The 15,742-nt window shown below is 70.5% G+C and carries 13 protein-coding genes; 3 read left to right on the top strand and 10 right to left on the bottom strand.

Annotation, left to right across the window (positions count from 1 at the left end; translation table 11 throughout):
• Positions 1–52: 52 nt before the first annotated feature.
• Together CKO41_RS16155 and ubiG are read right to left on the bottom strand one after the other, a co-directional pair.
• Positions 53–2,317: an NADP-dependent malic enzyme gene (locus CKO41_RS16155; RefSeq protein ID WP_200383034.1), complete on the bottom strand. Its 2,265-nt coding sequence runs from the start codon at positions 2,315–2,317 to the stop codon at positions 53–55.
• Between the two features lie 472 nt (positions 2,318–2,789).
• Positions 2,790–3,542: a bifunctional 2-polyprenyl-6-hydroxyphenol methylase/3-demethylubiquinol 3-O-methyltransferase UbiG gene (gene ubiG / locus CKO41_RS16150; RefSeq protein ID WP_200253309.1), complete on the bottom strand. Its 753-nt coding sequence runs from the start codon at positions 3,540–3,542 to the stop codon at positions 2,790–2,792.
• Positions 3,543–3,686: 144 nt separating this feature from the next.
• Between ubiG and aceK the strand changes: the two genes are divergently transcribed.
• Positions 3,687–5,450 (top strand): bifunctional isocitrate dehydrogenase kinase/phosphatase, encoded by a 1,764-nt coding sequence (gene aceK / locus CKO41_RS16145; RefSeq protein WP_200383033.1) that lies wholly within the window; start codon positions 3,687–3,689, stop codon positions 5,448–5,450.
• 99 nt (positions 5,451–5,549) lie between these two features.
• Here aceK and CKO41_RS16140 read toward each other — a convergent pair whose 3' ends face one another.
• Positions 5,550–6,389, bottom strand: coding sequence for a symmetrical bis(5'-nucleosyl)-tetraphosphatase (locus CKO41_RS16140; protein WP_200383032.1), 840 nt, complete (start codon positions 6,387–6,389; stop codon positions 5,550–5,552).
• A gap of 36 nt (positions 6,390–6,425) precedes the next feature.
• The gene (gene apaG / locus CKO41_RS16135) at positions 6,426–6,815 is read right to left on the bottom strand and encodes a Co2+/Mg2+ efflux facilitator ApaG/CorD (protein ID WP_200253303.1); all 390 of its coding nucleotides are present in this window, start codon (positions 6,813–6,815) and stop codon (positions 6,426–6,428) included.
• Between the two features lie 252 nt (positions 6,816–7,067).
• Here apaG and CKO41_RS16130 point away from each other — a divergent pair, with 252 nt between their 5' ends.
• Together CKO41_RS16130 and CKO41_RS16125 are read left to right on the top strand one after the other, a co-directional pair.
• Positions 7,068–7,256, top strand: a complete 189-nt coding sequence (locus tag CKO41_RS16130; RefSeq protein WP_200383037.1) for a hypothetical protein — start codon at positions 7,068–7,070, stop codon at positions 7,254–7,256.
• Positions 7,257–7,304: 48 nt separating this feature from the next.
• Positions 7,305–8,240: a Gfo/Idh/MocA family protein gene (locus CKO41_RS16125; RefSeq protein ID WP_200253301.1), complete on the top strand. Its 936-nt coding sequence runs from the start codon at positions 7,305–7,307 to the stop codon at positions 8,238–8,240.
• A gap of 166 nt (positions 8,241–8,406) precedes the next feature.
• Here the strand turns inward: CKO41_RS16125 and CKO41_RS16120 are convergent, their stop codons facing one another.
• The 6 genes from CKO41_RS16120 to CKO41_RS16095 form a co-directional block, all read right to left on the bottom strand.
• Positions 8,407–9,756, bottom strand: a complete 1,350-nt coding sequence (locus CKO41_RS16120; RefSeq protein ID WP_200253299.1) for a peptidylprolyl isomerase — start codon at positions 9,754–9,756, stop codon at positions 8,407–8,409.
• Complete coding sequence (locus CKO41_RS19035) at positions 9,737–12,292, bottom strand: LPS-assembly protein LptD (protein ID WP_338115605.1); 2,556 nt, start codon at positions 12,290–12,292, stop codon at positions 9,737–9,739. The genes CKO41_RS16120 and CKO41_RS19035 overlap by 20 nt, the downstream gene beginning before the upstream one ends.
• A 141-nt stretch (positions 12,293–12,433) precedes the next feature.
• Positions 12,434–13,480: a hydrogenase expression/formation protein HypE gene (gene hypE / locus CKO41_RS16110; protein WP_200383035.1), complete on the bottom strand. Its 1,047-nt coding sequence runs from the start codon at positions 13,478–13,480 to the stop codon at positions 12,434–12,436.
• An 11-nt stretch (positions 13,481–13,491) separates the two neighbouring features.
• Positions 13,492–14,619 (bottom strand): hydrogenase formation protein HypD, encoded by a 1,128-nt coding sequence (gene hypD, locus CKO41_RS16105; RefSeq protein ID WP_200255398.1) that lies wholly within the window; start codon positions 14,617–14,619, stop codon positions 13,492–13,494.
• Entirely contained in the window at positions 14,616–14,879 is a 264-nt protein-coding gene (locus tag CKO41_RS16100; protein ID WP_200255396.1) for a HypC/HybG/HupF family hydrogenase formation chaperone, read from the bottom strand. The genes hypD and CKO41_RS16100 overlap by 4 nt, the downstream gene beginning before the upstream one ends.
• A gap of 3 nt (positions 14,880–14,882) precedes the next feature.
• The coding region (locus CKO41_RS16095) for a nickel-dependent hydrogenase large subunit (RefSeq protein ID WP_200383031.1) at positions 14,883–15,742 on the bottom strand (860 nt) is incomplete at its 5' end.

Below are 15,742 nucleotides of genomic sequence, written 5' to 3'. Positions count from 1 at the left end.
CCTTCCTCCCTAACACCCCGCCGCACTCTCCCCGCCCGCGCCGCGCGGCCGGCTAGGCGCGCTGCTGCACCGCCGCCAAGGCCGTCATATTGAGCAGGGCTCGCACCCCGGCGCTCGGCGTGACGATGTGCACCGGCTTGGCGGCACCGAGCAGGATCGGCCCGATCGCCGTGCCCTCGCCGAGGACCTGGAGCAGGTTGAAGGCGATATTGGCGGCATCCTGATTGGGCATGATCAGCAGGTTGGCCCGGCCGGTGAGCCGCGAGTCCGGAAAGCGGGCGAGGCGCAGGCTCGCCTCGAAGGCCAGGTTGGCGTGCATCTCGCCCTCGACCTCGAGCTCCGGCTCCAGGCCGCGCAACAGCCGCAGGGCATCGCGCATCTTGGCCGCCGAGGGCGTGTCGTGGCTGCCGAAGTTCGAGTGCGACAGCAGCGCCACCTTGGGCTCGATACCGAAGCGGCGCACCTGCTGGGCGCAGAGCCGGGTGATCTCGGCCAGGTCCTCGGCGCTCGGGTCCTCCTGGACGTAGGTGTCGGCGATGAACAGGGTACCGGCGTGCATGACGACGGCGTTCATCGACGTCAGCCGGTGCACCCCCGGGGCCTTCCCGATGACCTCCTCGACATGGCGCAGGTGGCGAAGATAGCGCCCGACGGTGCCGCAGATCATTGCATCCGCCTCGCCGGTGCGCAGCAGGGTCGCGGCCAGCGCCGTGGCGTCGCGGCGCACCGTCTCGCGCGCCTCCTCGGGCGTGTAGCCGAGCCGCTTGGTGCAGGCGAAGAAGGCCTCGCAATGGGCCTCGTAGTTCGGGTTGTCGCCCGGATCGAGGAGATCGACGTCGACACCGGGGTGCAGCCGCAGCCCGAGCTCGGCGATGCGCTCCCGGATGACCCGCGGGCGCCCGACCAGGATCGGCCGGGCGATCCCCTGGGTTACGGCCTGCTGGGCGACCTCCAGCACACGGGCCTGCTCGCCCTCGGCGTAGACGACGCGCCGCACCTGCTCGCGGGCCAGGTCGAAGACCGGCTTCATCGTCAGGCCGGTGCGGAAGACCCGGTTCTGGAGGCTCTGCCGATAGGCGGTGAGGTCCTCGATCGGGCGGGTAGCGACACCCGACTCCATTGCAGCACGCGCCACCGCCGGGGCCAGGTACTCCATCAGGCGCGGGTCGAAGGGTTTGGGGATCAGGTAGTCGGGGCCGAAGCGCAGGCTCAGGCCGCCATAGGCCGTGCGCACGATGTCCGTCGTCTCGGCCTGGGCGAGCTCGGCGATCGCCCGCACGCAGGCGATCTTCATCGCCCCATTGATCTCGCGGGCGCCGCAGTCGAGCGCCCCGCGGAAGATGAACGGGAAGCAGAGGACGTTGTTGACCTGGTTCGGAAAGTCGGTGCGGCCGGTGGCGATGATCGCATCGGGGCGGGCGGCCTTGGCCTCGTCCGGCATGATCTCGGGGACCGGATTGGCGAGCGCCAGGACCAACGGCTTGGCGGCCATCGGCGCCAGCCACTCGGCCTTGAGCACCCCGCCGGCGGAGAGGCCGAGGAAGATGTCGGCCCCCACCAGCGCCTCGGCCAGCGTACGCTGGCTGGTATCGCGGGCGAAGCGGGCCTTGTAGGGGTCCATCTCCTCGGTGCGGCCCTGGTAGACGACGCCGGCGATGTCGGTGACCGTGATGTTCTCGATGGGCAGGCCGAGCTCGACGAGCAGATTCAGGCACGCGAGCGCCGCGGCGCCGGCGCCGGCCGTGACCAGGCGCACCCGGGCGATGTCCTTGTCGACGACGCGCAGCCCGTTGAGCACCGCGGCACAGACGACGATCGCGGTGCCGTGCTGGTCGTCGTGCAGGACCGGGATGTCGAGCCGCTCCCTCAGCGCCCGTTCGATGACGAAGCAGTCGGGGGCCTTGATGTCCTCCAGGTTGATCGCCCCGAAGCTCGGCGCCAGGCGGGCGACCGTCTCGACGAAGCGCTGCGGATCGCGCTCATCGACCTCGACGTCGAAGACGTCGATGTCGGCGAACTGCTTGAACAGGACCGCCTTGCCCTCCATGACCGGCTTGGCCGCCAGCGCCCCGATGTCGCCGAGGCCGAGCACCGCGGTGCCGTTGGTGATGACCGCCACCAGGTTGCCGCGCAGCGTGTAGTCCGAGGCCGTCCGCGGATCGCGGACGATCTCGCGGCAGGCCGCCGCCACCCCCGGAGAGTAGGCCAAGGCCAGATCGCGCTGGTTGGCCAGCGGCTTGGTCGCCTTGATCTCCAGCTTGCCCGGCTTCGGGTCACGGTGGTAGGCAAGGGCCGATTGGTAGAGATCCTCCGGCATGGGGTCGCGTCTCCGTGGACTTGAGGGGCTGGCTCGATCGGGCGACGAACGCCGGGGGCGTCGGGCCGTCATGGTGTCGCCATTCTAATGCCGTCGCCGGCGCGATGGCGCAAGCTCGATGCGCGCCGGGGCGGTGCGCGCGGGGGCCAACGAAGAGACCCCCGCGGCCTTTCGGCGGCGGGGGTCGCGAGCTCGACGTACGAGGAGAGCGGTGCGTGCTTCGGCGGCGGGAATGGCTTCCCGTTATCGTCGTCGGTCTTGGTATTGTCAGGACTGCTACCCGAGCCGGCCCACCCGATCGCCTGCATCTGGAAGACTGGGCCGACGGCCTTGGCTCGTTGACCCTAACAATGCACGGCCGATGCCAACATGATTTAGCCTTTTAAAACAAAATTCTACAGTTAGAATCCCGCAAGCCTGACAATCTGCGGCGTCGCTTTGCGACGTTTTGCGTCGCCCGGCCGCCGCCGGCTCAGACCGCCGCCTTCTGGAAGAGCATCATGTAGTTGACGGAGAGGAAGCGGGTGTAGTGGAAGGAGCGGTCGAGCGGATTGACCCGCACGCCGATGCGGTGGCGCTCGGCGAAGCCGACGCCGAGCCCCGCGACCACCTCGGCCGGCCGCACCAGCTTGCGGTAGTGGTGGGTACCGACCGGCAGCCAGCGCAGCACGCGCTCGGCGCCGAGGATCGCGATCAGGTAGGCCAGCGGCGTGCGATTGATGGTCGCGACGACCATGGCCCCGCCTGGGCGCACCAGCCGCCCGCAGGCGGCGAGGAAGCCAGGCAGGTCGTCGACGTGCTCGACCACCTCCATGTTGAGGACGGCATCGAAGGTCGCACCGCTCGCGGCCAGCGCCTCGGCCGTCACGAGCCGGTAGTCGATCGCCAGGCCCGCCCGCTCGGCGTGTAGGGCCGCGACCCGGATGTTCTTCTCGGCGACATCGATGCCGACGACCTCGGCCCCGAGCCGCGCCAACGCCTCGCTGAGGATGCCGCCGCCGCAGCCGATGTCGAGCAGGCGCAGCCCGGCGAGCGGTCGCGCACGGTCGTCGACCTGGCCGAGGACGCCCCCGAGGCGCTCGCGGATGTAAGCGACGCGAAAGCCGTTGAGGCGATGCAAGGGCCAGAAGGGCCCGTCGGCATCCCACCAGCGGTCGGCGAGCCGCTCGAAGTAGGCGACCTCCTCGGGGTCGACGCTGGTGGAGATGGCAGGGTTCGTCGTCATGGCGGGTTCCTCGCGCGGTGTCGATGCCGGTATTTTAGAATCGGATAGGCGGGTTGGGCGCGGGAATCGGCGCGGCGATCGCGGCGAACCCGGGTCGATACGCGACCTGGCATCCAACACCAACGACCGCAAGAGGTCCCCGACATGGCATGGCTCGAGGCCAAAGGCATCGCCCAGGCGATCCTCGATGGATTCGAACGGCACTACCGGCTGTTCCGCGAGATCTCGGCCGGGGCGCGACAGCGCTTCGAGGACGCCGACTGGCCGGCCGGGCAGGCGGCGGCGCGGGCGCGCATCGACTTCTACGACCGCCGCGTCACCGAGACCGTCGCCGTGCTGCGTCGCGACTTCCGGCTGCGCGAGGCGAACGACCCGCTCTGGCAGCAGGTCAAGATCGAGTACCAACGGCTGCTGCCGCAGCACCACCAGCCCGAACTCGCCGAGACCTTCTACAACTCGCTCTTCTGCCGCCTGTTCGATCGCCGCTACTACAACAACCGCAACATCTTCATCTGGCCGCTGATCTCGACCGAGCACCTGGAGGCCGAGATCCCGATCTTCCGGCCCTACTATCCGGCCCGCGACGGCTTCGGGCGGGTCATCGAGCGGATCCTCGCCGACCTGGGTTTCAGCCGCCCCTTCCGCGACCCGCGCCGCGACCGACGCAACCTGCTGCGGGCGATCCGCCAGCGCTTCCCGCCGAACCGGGCACGCTTCCAGAACTTCCAGCTCGCAGTCCTGTGCTCGCCCTTCTTCCGCAACAAGGCGGCCTATGTCGTCGGCAAGGCGATCAACGGCGCCGACCAGATCCCGTTCGTGCTGGCCATTCTCAACGACGAGGCGCGCGGCCTCTATGTCGACGCCCTGTTGAGCGGCGAGGAGGAGATCAGCAACATCTTCAGCTTCTCGCGCGCCTATTTCATGGTCGACACCGAGGTGCCGGCCGCCATCGTCGACTTCCTGCGCCCGCTGATGCCGCGCAAGGGCAAGGCCGAGCTCTACACGGCGATCGGCCTGCACAAGTTCGGCAAGGCCGAGTTCTACCGCGACTTCCTGAAGCACCTGCGCTACTCGAGCGACGACCTGGTCGTCGCCCCGGGCATCCGCGGGTTGGTCATGAGCGTCTTCACGCTGCCGTCCTTTCCGTTCGTCTTCAAGGTCATCAAGGACCGCTTCCCGCCGCCCAAGGAGCTGACCCGCGACACCGTCAAGGCCAAGTACCGGCTCGTGCAGCTACACGACCGTGTCGGGCGCATGGCCGACTCCTGGGAATACTCCCACGTCGCCTTTCCGCTCGCGCGCTTCTCGCCCGAGTTGCTCGCGATGCTGCGCGCCGACTGCGCCGGCAGCCTCGAGATCGACGGCGACCAGCTCATCGTCAAGCACCTCTACATCGAACGGCGCCTCTCGCCGCTCAACCTCTACCTCCAGAGCGGCGACGAGGAAGACATCAGCCACGCGATCGGCGAGTACGGCAACGCGATCCGCGAACTCGCGGCCGCCAACATCTTCCCCGGCGACCTGCTCTTCAAGAACTTCGGCGTCACGCGCCAGGGGCGCGTGGTCTTCTACGACTACGACGAGCTCTGCTACCTGACCGAATGCCAGTTCCGCGCGATCCCACCGCCCCCGTACCCGGAGATGGAGTTCGCCGAGGAGCCCTGGTACAGCGCCGGGCCGAACGACATCTTCCCCGAGGAGTTCGCGACCTTCCTGCTGACCGACCCGCGCATCCGCCGCGTCTTCCGCGAGCGGCACGGCGACCTGCTCGACCCGGCCTGGTGGCGGGCGCGGCAGGCGGCGATCGAGGCCCATCACCTCGAGGACGTCTTCCCCTACCCGCCCGAGCGGCGCTTCCCGCCGCTGCCGGAAGCCCCCGGAGGCGCGTCGTATCAGCCGCGCCGGTGAACGGCGCGTGAGCCTGTAGTCGGGTTAGGCGCGTCGGCACGGCGGTCGCCGACAAAGAACCACCCAGCACGCGCCGTAACCCGACAGGCGGCTCGGCGTTCAGTCGCCGTTCGGGATGGCGTAGCCGACGCAATCGAGCTGCACCGGGACCATGGGCTTCTTGCGCCGCACCCGGATCGCGGTCAGGCGCCCGCCCCACAGGCAGCCCGAGTCGAGCGCCCAGACGTTGTCGCTGGCGCGGTAGCCGAGGGTCGACCAGTGACCGAAGAGGATCCGTTCGGCGCGCGTCGCCCGCCCCGGCACCTGGAACCAGGGCAGCGCGAGCGGCGATTGCCGCCCGAGCGGCGCCTTCTCGCCGAGCATCAGGCCGCCGTCGCGGTCGCAGTAGCGCAGTCGCGTGAAGCAGTTGACGATGAAGCGCAGCCGCTCGATGCCGCGCAGGCCGGGCGACCAGAGGCGAGGGGTGTCGCCGTACATCGCCACGAGCAGCTCGGCGTAGTCCGGGCCGCGCAGCACCGCCTCGACCTCGCCGGCGCAGGCGAGCGCCGTGGCCAGGTCCCACTGCGGCGGCAGTCCCGCATGGATCAGCGAGAAGCCCTTGCGGGCGTCGTGGTGCAGCAGCGGGCGTCGGCGCAGCCAGTCGAGCAGCTCGTCGCGATCCGGCGCGGCGAGGACCTCGGCGAGGTGACCCTTATCGCGCTGCCCGCCCCGTCCGGTGGCCAGCGCGAGGAGGTGCAGGTCGTGGTTGCCGAGGACCGTGACCGCGCGCGCCCCCAGGCTCTTGACGAAGCGCAGGACCTTGAGGGACTCGGGGCCGCGATTGACCAGGTCGCCGGCGAACCAGAGCTTGTCATGCCGGGGGTCGAAGTCGAGCCGCTCGAGGAGCCGGCGCAGCTCGTCGTAGCAACCCTGGATGTCGCCGAACGCGTAGGTCGCCATCGAAACGCGCGCGAAACGGGCCGGGCCGATCCGCCCTCAGTGCAGGACGGCCGGCAGGGCCAGCGAGAAGGGCGAGATCGGGGCCTCGAACCGGGTGCCGTCGTCGGCCAGCATCCCGTAGCTGCCCTGCATGCTGCCGACCGGGGTCGCGAGGATGGCCCCGCTCGTGTAGCGGTAGGTCTCCCCCGGCGCGATCCGCGGCTGCTGGCCGACGACCCCCTGGCCGCGGACCTCCTGCACCTCGCCGTCGCCGTCGGTGATGATCCAGTGTCGATCGAGCAGGCGCGCGGCCTGGCTGCCGAGGTTCTCGATCGTCACCGTGTAGGCGAAGGCGTAGCGACCATCGGCCGGCGCGGACTGCTCGGCGAGGTAGTCGCTGCGCACGCTGACTCGGATCTGATGACGCGTCTCGTCCGGGCGGCTCATGGCTGGCATCTCGCTGGGTCGATGGTGGCTCGGTGGGCTATGGTAACAAATGGGTCCGCCCGGCCGTCACCTCGATGATGGGGGCGAATCGCGTCAATGCCGCCGACAGACACGGGCCGCAAAAACCTGGATAATGACCGCATCGCCTCGCACCCGCGCCGCGCGAACGCCCTCCGTGATTCGCGGCGGCACGGCCGGCTCCGCCTCGAGTCGCTGAATTGCCCCACGCAAGGTCCACCTGGCTTCGACACCATGCCCACGCCCATGCCCCTGAACCGCCATCGCCGCAAACCCGACCTCTTCGCGCTGCTGGTCGTCTTCGTCGTCCTGGGCATGGGGGTGACCCTCGCCTACCAGATCAACCTCTTCTACGGCGGCAAGATGGTCCCGATCGCCAGGCAGGCGCCGGCGACGGAGGCCGAGAAGGCCATCGACGGCTGAGCGGCATGCATCCGCCCTTGCAGCAGCGCGCGGTACCCGGGGGCGCCGATGGCTGAGGTGCGGGTCGCCGTCGTCGGGGTCGGTTATCTCGGACGCTTCCACGCTCTGATCTATTCGCGCCTGCCCGGCGTGCGCCTGGTCGGCGTCGTCGACACGGACCTGGAGCGGGCGCGCGCGGTCGCCGCCGAGGCCGGCTGCGCGGCCCATCGCGACCCGGCGGCGCTGGTCGGCGAGATCGACGCGGTCAGCATCGTCGTGCCGACGACCGCCCACCTGGCCGTCGCCGCGCCCTTCCTGCGGCGCGGCATCCACATGCTGCTGGAGAAGCCGATCGCGGCGACGACCGCCGAGGGGGCCGAGATCGTCGCCCTCGCCGAGCGTCACGGCGCGATCCTCCAAATCGGCCACCTGGAGCGCTACAACGCCGGGATCATGGCCCTCGCCGAGCGGATCACGACGCCGCGCTACATCGAGGCGCAGCGGATGGGCGGCTTCGTCGAGCGGGCCACCGACGTCGACGTCGTCTCGGACCTGATGATTCACGATATCGACATCATCCTGGCCCTGGTCGGCGCCGAGATCGCCAACATCGCCGCGGTCGGGGCGCCGGTCCTCACCGAGCATGTCGACATCGCCAGCGCCCGCCTGGAGTTCACCGACGGTACCGTCGCCAACGTCGTCGCAAGCCGCGTCTCCGACCGCAAGATGCGCCATATCCGCGTCTTCCAGCCGCGGACCTACCTGTCGCTCGACTTCATCGAGCAGACCCTGGACATCGCCGAGACCCGACCCGCGGCCCCGGGCGAACGCCCGGAGATCGTGCGAGAGCGCCTGCGGATCGAACCGGTCAAGCCCCTCGACGAGGAGCTCGCGGCCTTCATCGCCTGCGTGCGGGAGGGCCACCGCCCGCTCGTCGACGGCCGTGTCGGCCTCGATGCCCTGACGGTGGCGCTCCAGGTGCGCGAGCGGATCTGCGAGCGCTAAGGCGATTGCCGGAAACAAACCTACCGGATGACGCCGGACTGTCGTTTGTCTTCAAGGAGCGAGCGCGGGAGCCTAGCCCAGCTATGTGAGTGCACTCGCGACACAGAAGGCGGGCGAAAAGACAAGCCAGACGGTAGGTTTGTTGACAGAAATCGCCTAAGCGACGCTACTCGCGCGCCAGCCGGTCGAGCCGGATGTCGACGTAGGCCTCGGCGCGCAGGCGCTGGAGCCATAGATCGATCTCCTCGGTCGCCTTGCGTTGCCGAATCGCCTCGCGCGCCTTGTTGCGCATCACCTCGTCGGTCGTATCCTGCTCGCGCCGCTCCAGGACCTGGACCAGGTGCCAGCCGAACGCCGTCCGGAACGGCTGGCTGACCTCGCCCGCGGCCAGGGTGGCCATCTGCGTCTCGAACTCGCTGACCGTGTCGCCCGGACTCAACCAGCCCAGGTCGCCGCCACGCAACGCCGAACCCGTGTCGTCGGAATTGGCCCGGGCCAGGGTCGCGAAATCCTCGCCGCCGACGATGCGCATCCGCAGTTGCTCGAGCCGCCGCCGGGCGTCGGCATCGGCGACGAGCTCATTGGTCCGGATGAGGATGTGGCGGACTTGGGTCTGGGTTACGAGCTGCGGCCCGCTGCCGCGGATCTCGGCCATCCGGATGATGTGGAAGCCGCTCGGGCTGCGCAGCGGGTCGCTGATCTCGCCCTCGGCCATCGTGAAGGCGAGCTCCGAGACCAGGCTCGGCACCGCGGCCATCTCGAACCAGCCGAGGTCCCCGCCCTCCAACGCCTGCCGGCCGTCGGAGCTCTCCGCGGCGACCCGGGCGAAATCGGCCCCGCCGCGCAGGCGCGCCACCAGGGTCTGCGCGCGCTGACGGGCGCGCTCCACCTCGGCCTCGTCGGCCCCCTCGGGCACCGCGATCAGGATGTGTTGGAGCCGCACGGCCGTGCGCTCGATCAGGCGGCTCGACTCCTTCTCGAGGAAGCGATCGACCTCCTGGTCGGTGACCTGGATGTTCTTGACGACCTCCTGGTTCTGGAGCTGCGAGGTAAGAATCTGCATCCGCGTGTCCTCGCGGAAGTCCTCGAAGTTCACCCCGCCGGCCTCGAGGGCTTGGCGCAGCTCGTCGAGGGTCAAGCCGTTGCGGGTCGCGATGCTCTCCAGCGCCCGCTCGAGCATGGCCTCGTCGACCTGGATCCCGAGCGCCTCGGCCCGCTGCAACTGGAGGCGTTTCAGGATCAGGCGGTCGAGGACCTGGCGCTCGAGCGCATCGGGCGGCGGGACCGGGGTGCCGCGCTGCTCCATCTGCGGGACGACCAGGTCGATCTCCTTGCGCAGTTCGCTGGCGACGATGACGTCATCGTTGACGACGGCGACGATCGCATCGAGTTCGGTGGCGGCCACGGCGAGGCCCGGCAACAGCAGCGCCACCAACCAGAGGAGCAGCAGAGGCCCGCGCCGCGCCCACATCGGCCCAGTGGGCAGCCCACTGAGGCTAATTCGGTTCATAACCATGGATACTCCGTGCGAGGAGCGAGTCGATCGTATTGCCGAAGCTGCCGAGCCCGGCCAGCTCGAGCTGGACCATGACGGAGGTGTTGCCGTCGCTCTCGGGGCTGTTCTTGTAGTGCCGCCCGACCAGGCGCAGGCGCCAGCAGCAGCGACCGTACTCGATGCCGGCGATGGACTCCATCGTCTCCTCGTAGAGGAGCGAGTAGAGCCAGCGTCCGACCAAGTCGACCTCGGTGCCGAGCGGCCAGCGGAAGGAGAGGTCCGTGTCCTCGTAGCGGGTCTCCTCCGAGGTCCCGACATTGTAGAGGTAGCCGGCGTTGATCAGGCGATCGTCAGCGGCCCGATAGCGCAGCTGCAAGGCCCGCCGCTCCCAGTGGGCGGCCTCCGCGCTGGGATCCGGATCCCACTGGAAACTCGCCCGCGCCGAGAGGCTGCGCGTGAGGCGCGCGGCGAGTTCGCCGGCGATCGCCGAGCTGCGATCGTCCTCCGTCTCGTCGCCGAGCTGGACCTCGGGGTCGTGGAAATAGAGGATCTGCCCGAGACTCAACCGTAACAGCTCGTCGCCGGTCCGCTCGGCGATGGTCCGCGTCGTCAGGCCAACGGTGAGCTGGTTGGCGTCGCCGATGCGGTCGCGACCGGTGAAGCGATTCTCGCGGAACAGGCTCGAATAGCTGAAATCGAGCTCGTTGGTGTCGAACACCGGGTGCTCGCTCTGATCCTCGTAGGGAGTGAAGAGGTAGAAGAGCCGCGGCTCGATCGTCTGCATCGCCGACGCACCGAGCCAGTCCACGGTCCGCTCGAAGACCAGCTGCCCGTCGAGACTGAAGCTCGGGATCGCATACGAGGGGCTGGCCGAGAGCCCGGCCTCTTGAGCGCTCAGACGATAGCTCGCGCCGTAGAAGCGGGCCTCGGGGATCAGATGGCCGAAGGCGCGGCGCAGCGGCCAGCGCGCGTAGGGCGCCACGGCGACACGCTGGCCGTCGACGTTGACCGGGTGATCGAAGTGGACGAGTTCGGCGTCGCCACCGATCTCCAGCCCGGAGGAAAAGCGCAACGGATCCATCTGGAAGAGGACCTGCGGCAACCTGTCGTAGGGAAGATCCTCGGCGGCGACGCTCTCGTCGACCGTCTGGAAGCCCTGCAGGCGCGTGAGCACGGACCAGCCATCGCCCAGGTAGGTCAGGTCGCCACGCCGCTCGATGTTGCGGATACTGGTGACCTCGAGGCGATTGCCGAAGTCCTCGAAATAGGTGTCATCCGAGACCTGATTGAAGTCCACGGCCGTGCGCCAGCGTCCGCCGAAGAGGCCGGACTGGCGCACCCGCAGCAGACCCCGCATCGCCTCGTCGTCGCGTGCCTGATCCTGGGGCAGGATCTCACCGGAGATCGCGCCGTATTGGTCGGGCGTCAGATAGCGGACCTCGCCACCGAGCAACAGGCCGTGCTTGCCCATGTAGCGCGGCGAGAGGGTCGCGTCGAGGGCCGGGGCGATGTTGAGGTAGTAGGGGGTCGTGATGTCGAGGCCGGTCTCGGTCGAGGAACCGACGGTGGGCACCAGAAAGCCGCTCTGGCGACGGCTGTCGATCGGGAAACGCAGATAGGGGGCATAGAGGACCGGCAACGAACCGGCCCGCAGCCAGGCGTTGCGGGCCGTGCCGCGGCCGCTCGCCTGATCGATCTCGAGCGTCTCGGCGTAGAGCGACCAGTCGCGCCGCCCGGGCGGACAGGTGCTGTAGGTGATCGCGCGATAGCGGGTGAGGTCGCGCGAGACGACCTCGGCCTCCTCGGCGGTGCCGAGCGCGTTGATCTCGCCCGACAGGCGGTAGCGCACGTCCCACAGGGTGCCCCGCTCCTGGTCGATGTTCAGGGCCGCCCGCTCGCCGGCGAGGCGCACGCCGGGGTGCTCGAAGAAGGCCCGGCCGGTCACCGTCATCTCGCCGGTGCGCCGGTCGTAGACCAGTTCGTCGGCCTCGACCCGCTGGGCACCGCGCTCGGCCTCGATGCGTCCGCGCAAGGTCACCCGATCCGTCGACTGGTCGTACTCGGCGGCGTCGGCATCGAGGACCAGGACCGTGTCCTCATCCGGGACCGTCGGCAGGTCGGCCGGCCCCAGGTCGGTTGGACGTGGACCGCAGAAGTCCCAGGCCAAACCCTCGTTGATCCGGTCCCCCGCATCGGGCAGCCGGACCGCGGGGCGGCGCCCCTCGGTGTCGCCGGGCGCCGTCGGGTCGGCCGGCGAGGGTGCGCGTTCGGCATCGGCGGCGACGTAGGCGGCTGGGCTGAACCCGGGCCGCGCGGGTCCCGCCGGGCGGGGCGTCACGAAGGCCGCAGTGACGGGCCGGGGCGTCGGTGGGGCCGGGGTCGCCGTCGGGGTCGCGGCCGGTCCGCCATCGCCGCCCGCGAGCGTCTGTCCGGGCGTGCAGGACCAGCCACCGTGCGCGAGATCGTCGGTGCAACGCCACGTCTCGGTCGCCGAGACCGACACGGAGAGGGCGGCGGCGGCAACGAAGAGGGCGAGACTGGACGGTGACGGGTACACGAGCACTGATGGGGCTGGGCTGATGACGCGGACCCGCGGGGCAAGGTCAATGGGATGCCGGAGGCGACGGACGGCTAAAATCGCACATTAGCGCCCCGGCATCAATTTTCGCGGGGGCGGGCGGCCCGTCGCCGACGCCCGTCAGCAGATCCGCGGCAGCGGGTCGCCGGCCAACCAGTCGACGATCCGCTGGCCGCCGAAGCGGGTCTCCATCTGGACGAAACCGTGCGGATCCTCGACGACCTCGCCGATACAGGCGGCCTCGACCCCGAGGGGGTGGGCACGCATCGCGGCGAGCAGCCGCTCGGCCTGCGCCGGCGGGCAGATCGCGACCAGCTTGCCCTCGTTGGCGATATAGAGGGGATCGAGCCCGAGCAGCTCGCAGGCGGCGGCGACCGCCGGGCGGATCGGGATCGCCGCCTCGCGCAGCTGCATGCCGCCCCCGGACTGGCGGGCCAGCTCGTTGAGCGTCGTCGCGAGCCCGCCGCGGGTCGGGTCGCGCAGGCAGTGGATGTCGGGCACCGCCGCGACCATGGCCGCGACCAGCCCGTGCAGGGCCGCCGTGTCGGAGACGATCTCGGTCTCGAAGCCGAGGGACTCGCGCTGCGAGAGGATGGCCACGCCATGGTCGCCGATGGTCCCGCTGACCAGGATCGCATCCCCCGGCCGCGCCCGATCCCCGGAGATCTCGACCCCGTCGGGCACGACGCCTATGCCGGTCGTCGTGATGAAGCAGCCGTCGCCCTTGCCGCGCTCGACGACCTTGGTGTCGCCGGTGACGATCGGCACCCCGGCGGCGTTCGCCGCCGCGGCCATGCTCGCGACGATGCGCTCCAGGTCGGCGAGCGCGAGACCTTCCTCGAGGATGAAGCCGGCCGCCAGATAGAGCGGGCGGGCGCCGGCCATCGCGACGTCGTTCAGCGTGCCGTGCACGGCAAGGCAGCCGATGTCGCCGCCGGGGAAGAAGAGCGGCGCGATCACGTGGCCATCGGTGCTGACGACGAGCCGGCCGGGCGGCGGGGTGAAGAGGGCCTGGTCGTTCTGCTGGGCGAGCAGGGGGTTGTCCAGGTGACGACGGAAGAGCTCCTCGACCAACTGGGCCATCGCCCGGCCGCCGGCCCCGTGGCTCATCTCGATGACCCCGCCGGCGAGGTCGAGGCGGGCCGAGAAGCGGCGCTCGGTACCCATCGGATCCCCCATCAGGCGGCCCTCCCGGCGGCGCGGAAACGGCCGTAGCTCCAGTAGGCGGCACAGGCCCCCTCGGAGGAGACCATGCAGGCGCCGAGCGGGGTCTGCGGCGTGCAGGCGGTGCCGAACAGCCGGCAGTCGGTCGGCCGCTTGACCCCGCGTAGGATGCTCGGGCAGTCGCAGCCCTTGACCTCGCGGGCGGCGGCGACCTCGACCGGGAAACGCCGCTCGGCATCGAGGTCGGCATAGGCCTCGGCGAGCGCCAGCGCGCTGTCGGGCAGCCAGCCCAGGCCGCGCCACTCGAATGCGGCGCGGCGCGTGAAGACCTCGTTCACCAGGGCCTGGGCCTTGGCGTTGCCGGCCTCGGTGACGGCCCGCGTGTACTGGTTCTCGACCCGGTGCTCACCGGCGTTGATCTGGCGCACCAGCATCAGGGTCGCGTGCATGACGTCGAGCGGCTCGAAGCCGGCGATGACGAGCGGCGTACCGAAGACCTCGGGGACGAAGGCGTAGGGGCGGCTGCCGATCACGGTGCTGACGTGCGACGGGCCGAGGATGCCGTCGATCTGGACCCCGTCCGGGGCCGCGGCGGCGAGGATCGCACGCAGGGCCGGCGGGGTCAGCACATGGTTGCAGAAGACCGAGAAGTTCGTCAGGCCCTCGGCGCGCGCCGCCTTCAGCGCGACCGCGGTCGGCGGCGTCGTCGTCTCGAAGCCGATCGCGAGGAAGACCACCTGGCGGTCGGGCTCGCGACGCGCCAGCGCCAGGGCGTCCTGGGTCGAGTAGACGAGGCGCACGTCGGCGCCGCCCGCCTTGGCGGTCAGCAGGCTGCGCCCGCCGCTCGCCGGGACGCGCATCAGGTCGCCGTAGGTGCACAGGGTCACGCGGTGGCGCTCGGCGAGGGCGATCGCCTGGTCGAGGCGGGCGATCGGCAGCACGCAGACCGGACAGCCCGGGCCATGGACGAAGCGCAGGTTGGCCGGCATCAGGTCGGGCACCCCGTAGCGAAAGATCGCGTGGGTGTGCCCGCCGCAGAACTCCATCAGCCGGTACTCGCGCCCCGGCTCGACGGCCGCGGCAATGGCCTCGGCCAGGCCGCGCGCGACGGCCTGGTCGCGAAACTCGTCGATGTACCTCATCGCGCGTCCGTCGGCGAGGGGGCCGCCGACGGGGGCGCCTCCATCAGGCCGGCCTCGACCATCAGCGCGAGGGTCCGCTCGGCCTCCTCGGCGCTGACCTTGCTCAGCGCATAGCCGACGTGGAGCAGCACATAGTCGCCGACGGCGACATCGTCCACGAGGGCCAACGAGACGACCTTGGCGACGTCGCCGAGGGTGACCGTGGCCTCCTGGCCGGACGGGGCGATGGCGGTAATCCGGGCTGGGATCGCGAGACACATGGTTCAGGGTTCCTCGCTGAGCGGGACGGTGAACGGCGGCGCGCCCGGGTGGGCGCGGCGCGCCAGATCGAAGGCGACGCAGGGATCGACGGCGATGACGAAGAGCCGCGCGAGGGGCTCGGCGATGGCGCCGGCCTCCTCGCAAAGGGCGGCCAGGCCCTGGGCGACGACCCCCAGCGGGTGAAAGTTCCAATCGGTTGGCGAGAGGATAGCGTAGTCGACGACCTGCTCGCCGGCCAACACGACCCGGTGCGCGAGCAACCCGCGCGCCGCCTCGACCAGGCCGAGGCCCGCCCCCGGGTCGCGGGCAAGCTCGGGCGTCGCCTCCTCCGCGACCTCGCCAGCCCCATCGTCCCCGAGCACCGGGGCCACCAACCGCGCCACCTCGACGAGTTGGGCGGCAAGGCGGCTGACCAGGCCGTTGCCGAAGACCGCGACCAGGTCGGCGATGAGCGGCTCGGCGAGGTTCCGGGTCAAGGGGCTCGTCTCGTACGGCCGGCCGGCCCAGGTCGGCGCCGCCGCGCCCCCATCCCCGGCTTGGGCGAGCCGCGCGGCGAGCACCCCGGGCGTGAGCGGCGCGACGGTGCAACGGCCGAGCCCGCCCTGCCCCGTCGCCAGGAGCCACCCGATCAGGCGCGCTGCCGGCGTCGCACCCCGCCGGCCCCAGGCCGCGAGACCCGCGCGGTCGCCGACCTCGGCGAGCCAGCGCGACGGGTCGCCGCCGAACACCCGCTCGGCGACGAGCCCTGCCAACGCCTCCCGGGCCGCCGCCCGAACCGCCTCTGGCGTCGGCCCGGCGGGATCGGGCCCGTCAGCGCCCCCCGGGCGTAGCGGCGCGCCGTCGCCGGCGAGCGCCGCGCGCC

This window comes from Thiococcus pfennigii (assembly GCF_016583835.1).
Classification (GTDB): Bacteria; Pseudomonadota; Gammaproteobacteria; order Chromatiales; family Chromatiaceae; genus Thiococcus; species Thiococcus pfennigii.
Note: the sequence above shows the minus strand (reverse complement) of the source record. Positions and strands in the feature narration are given on the sequence as shown.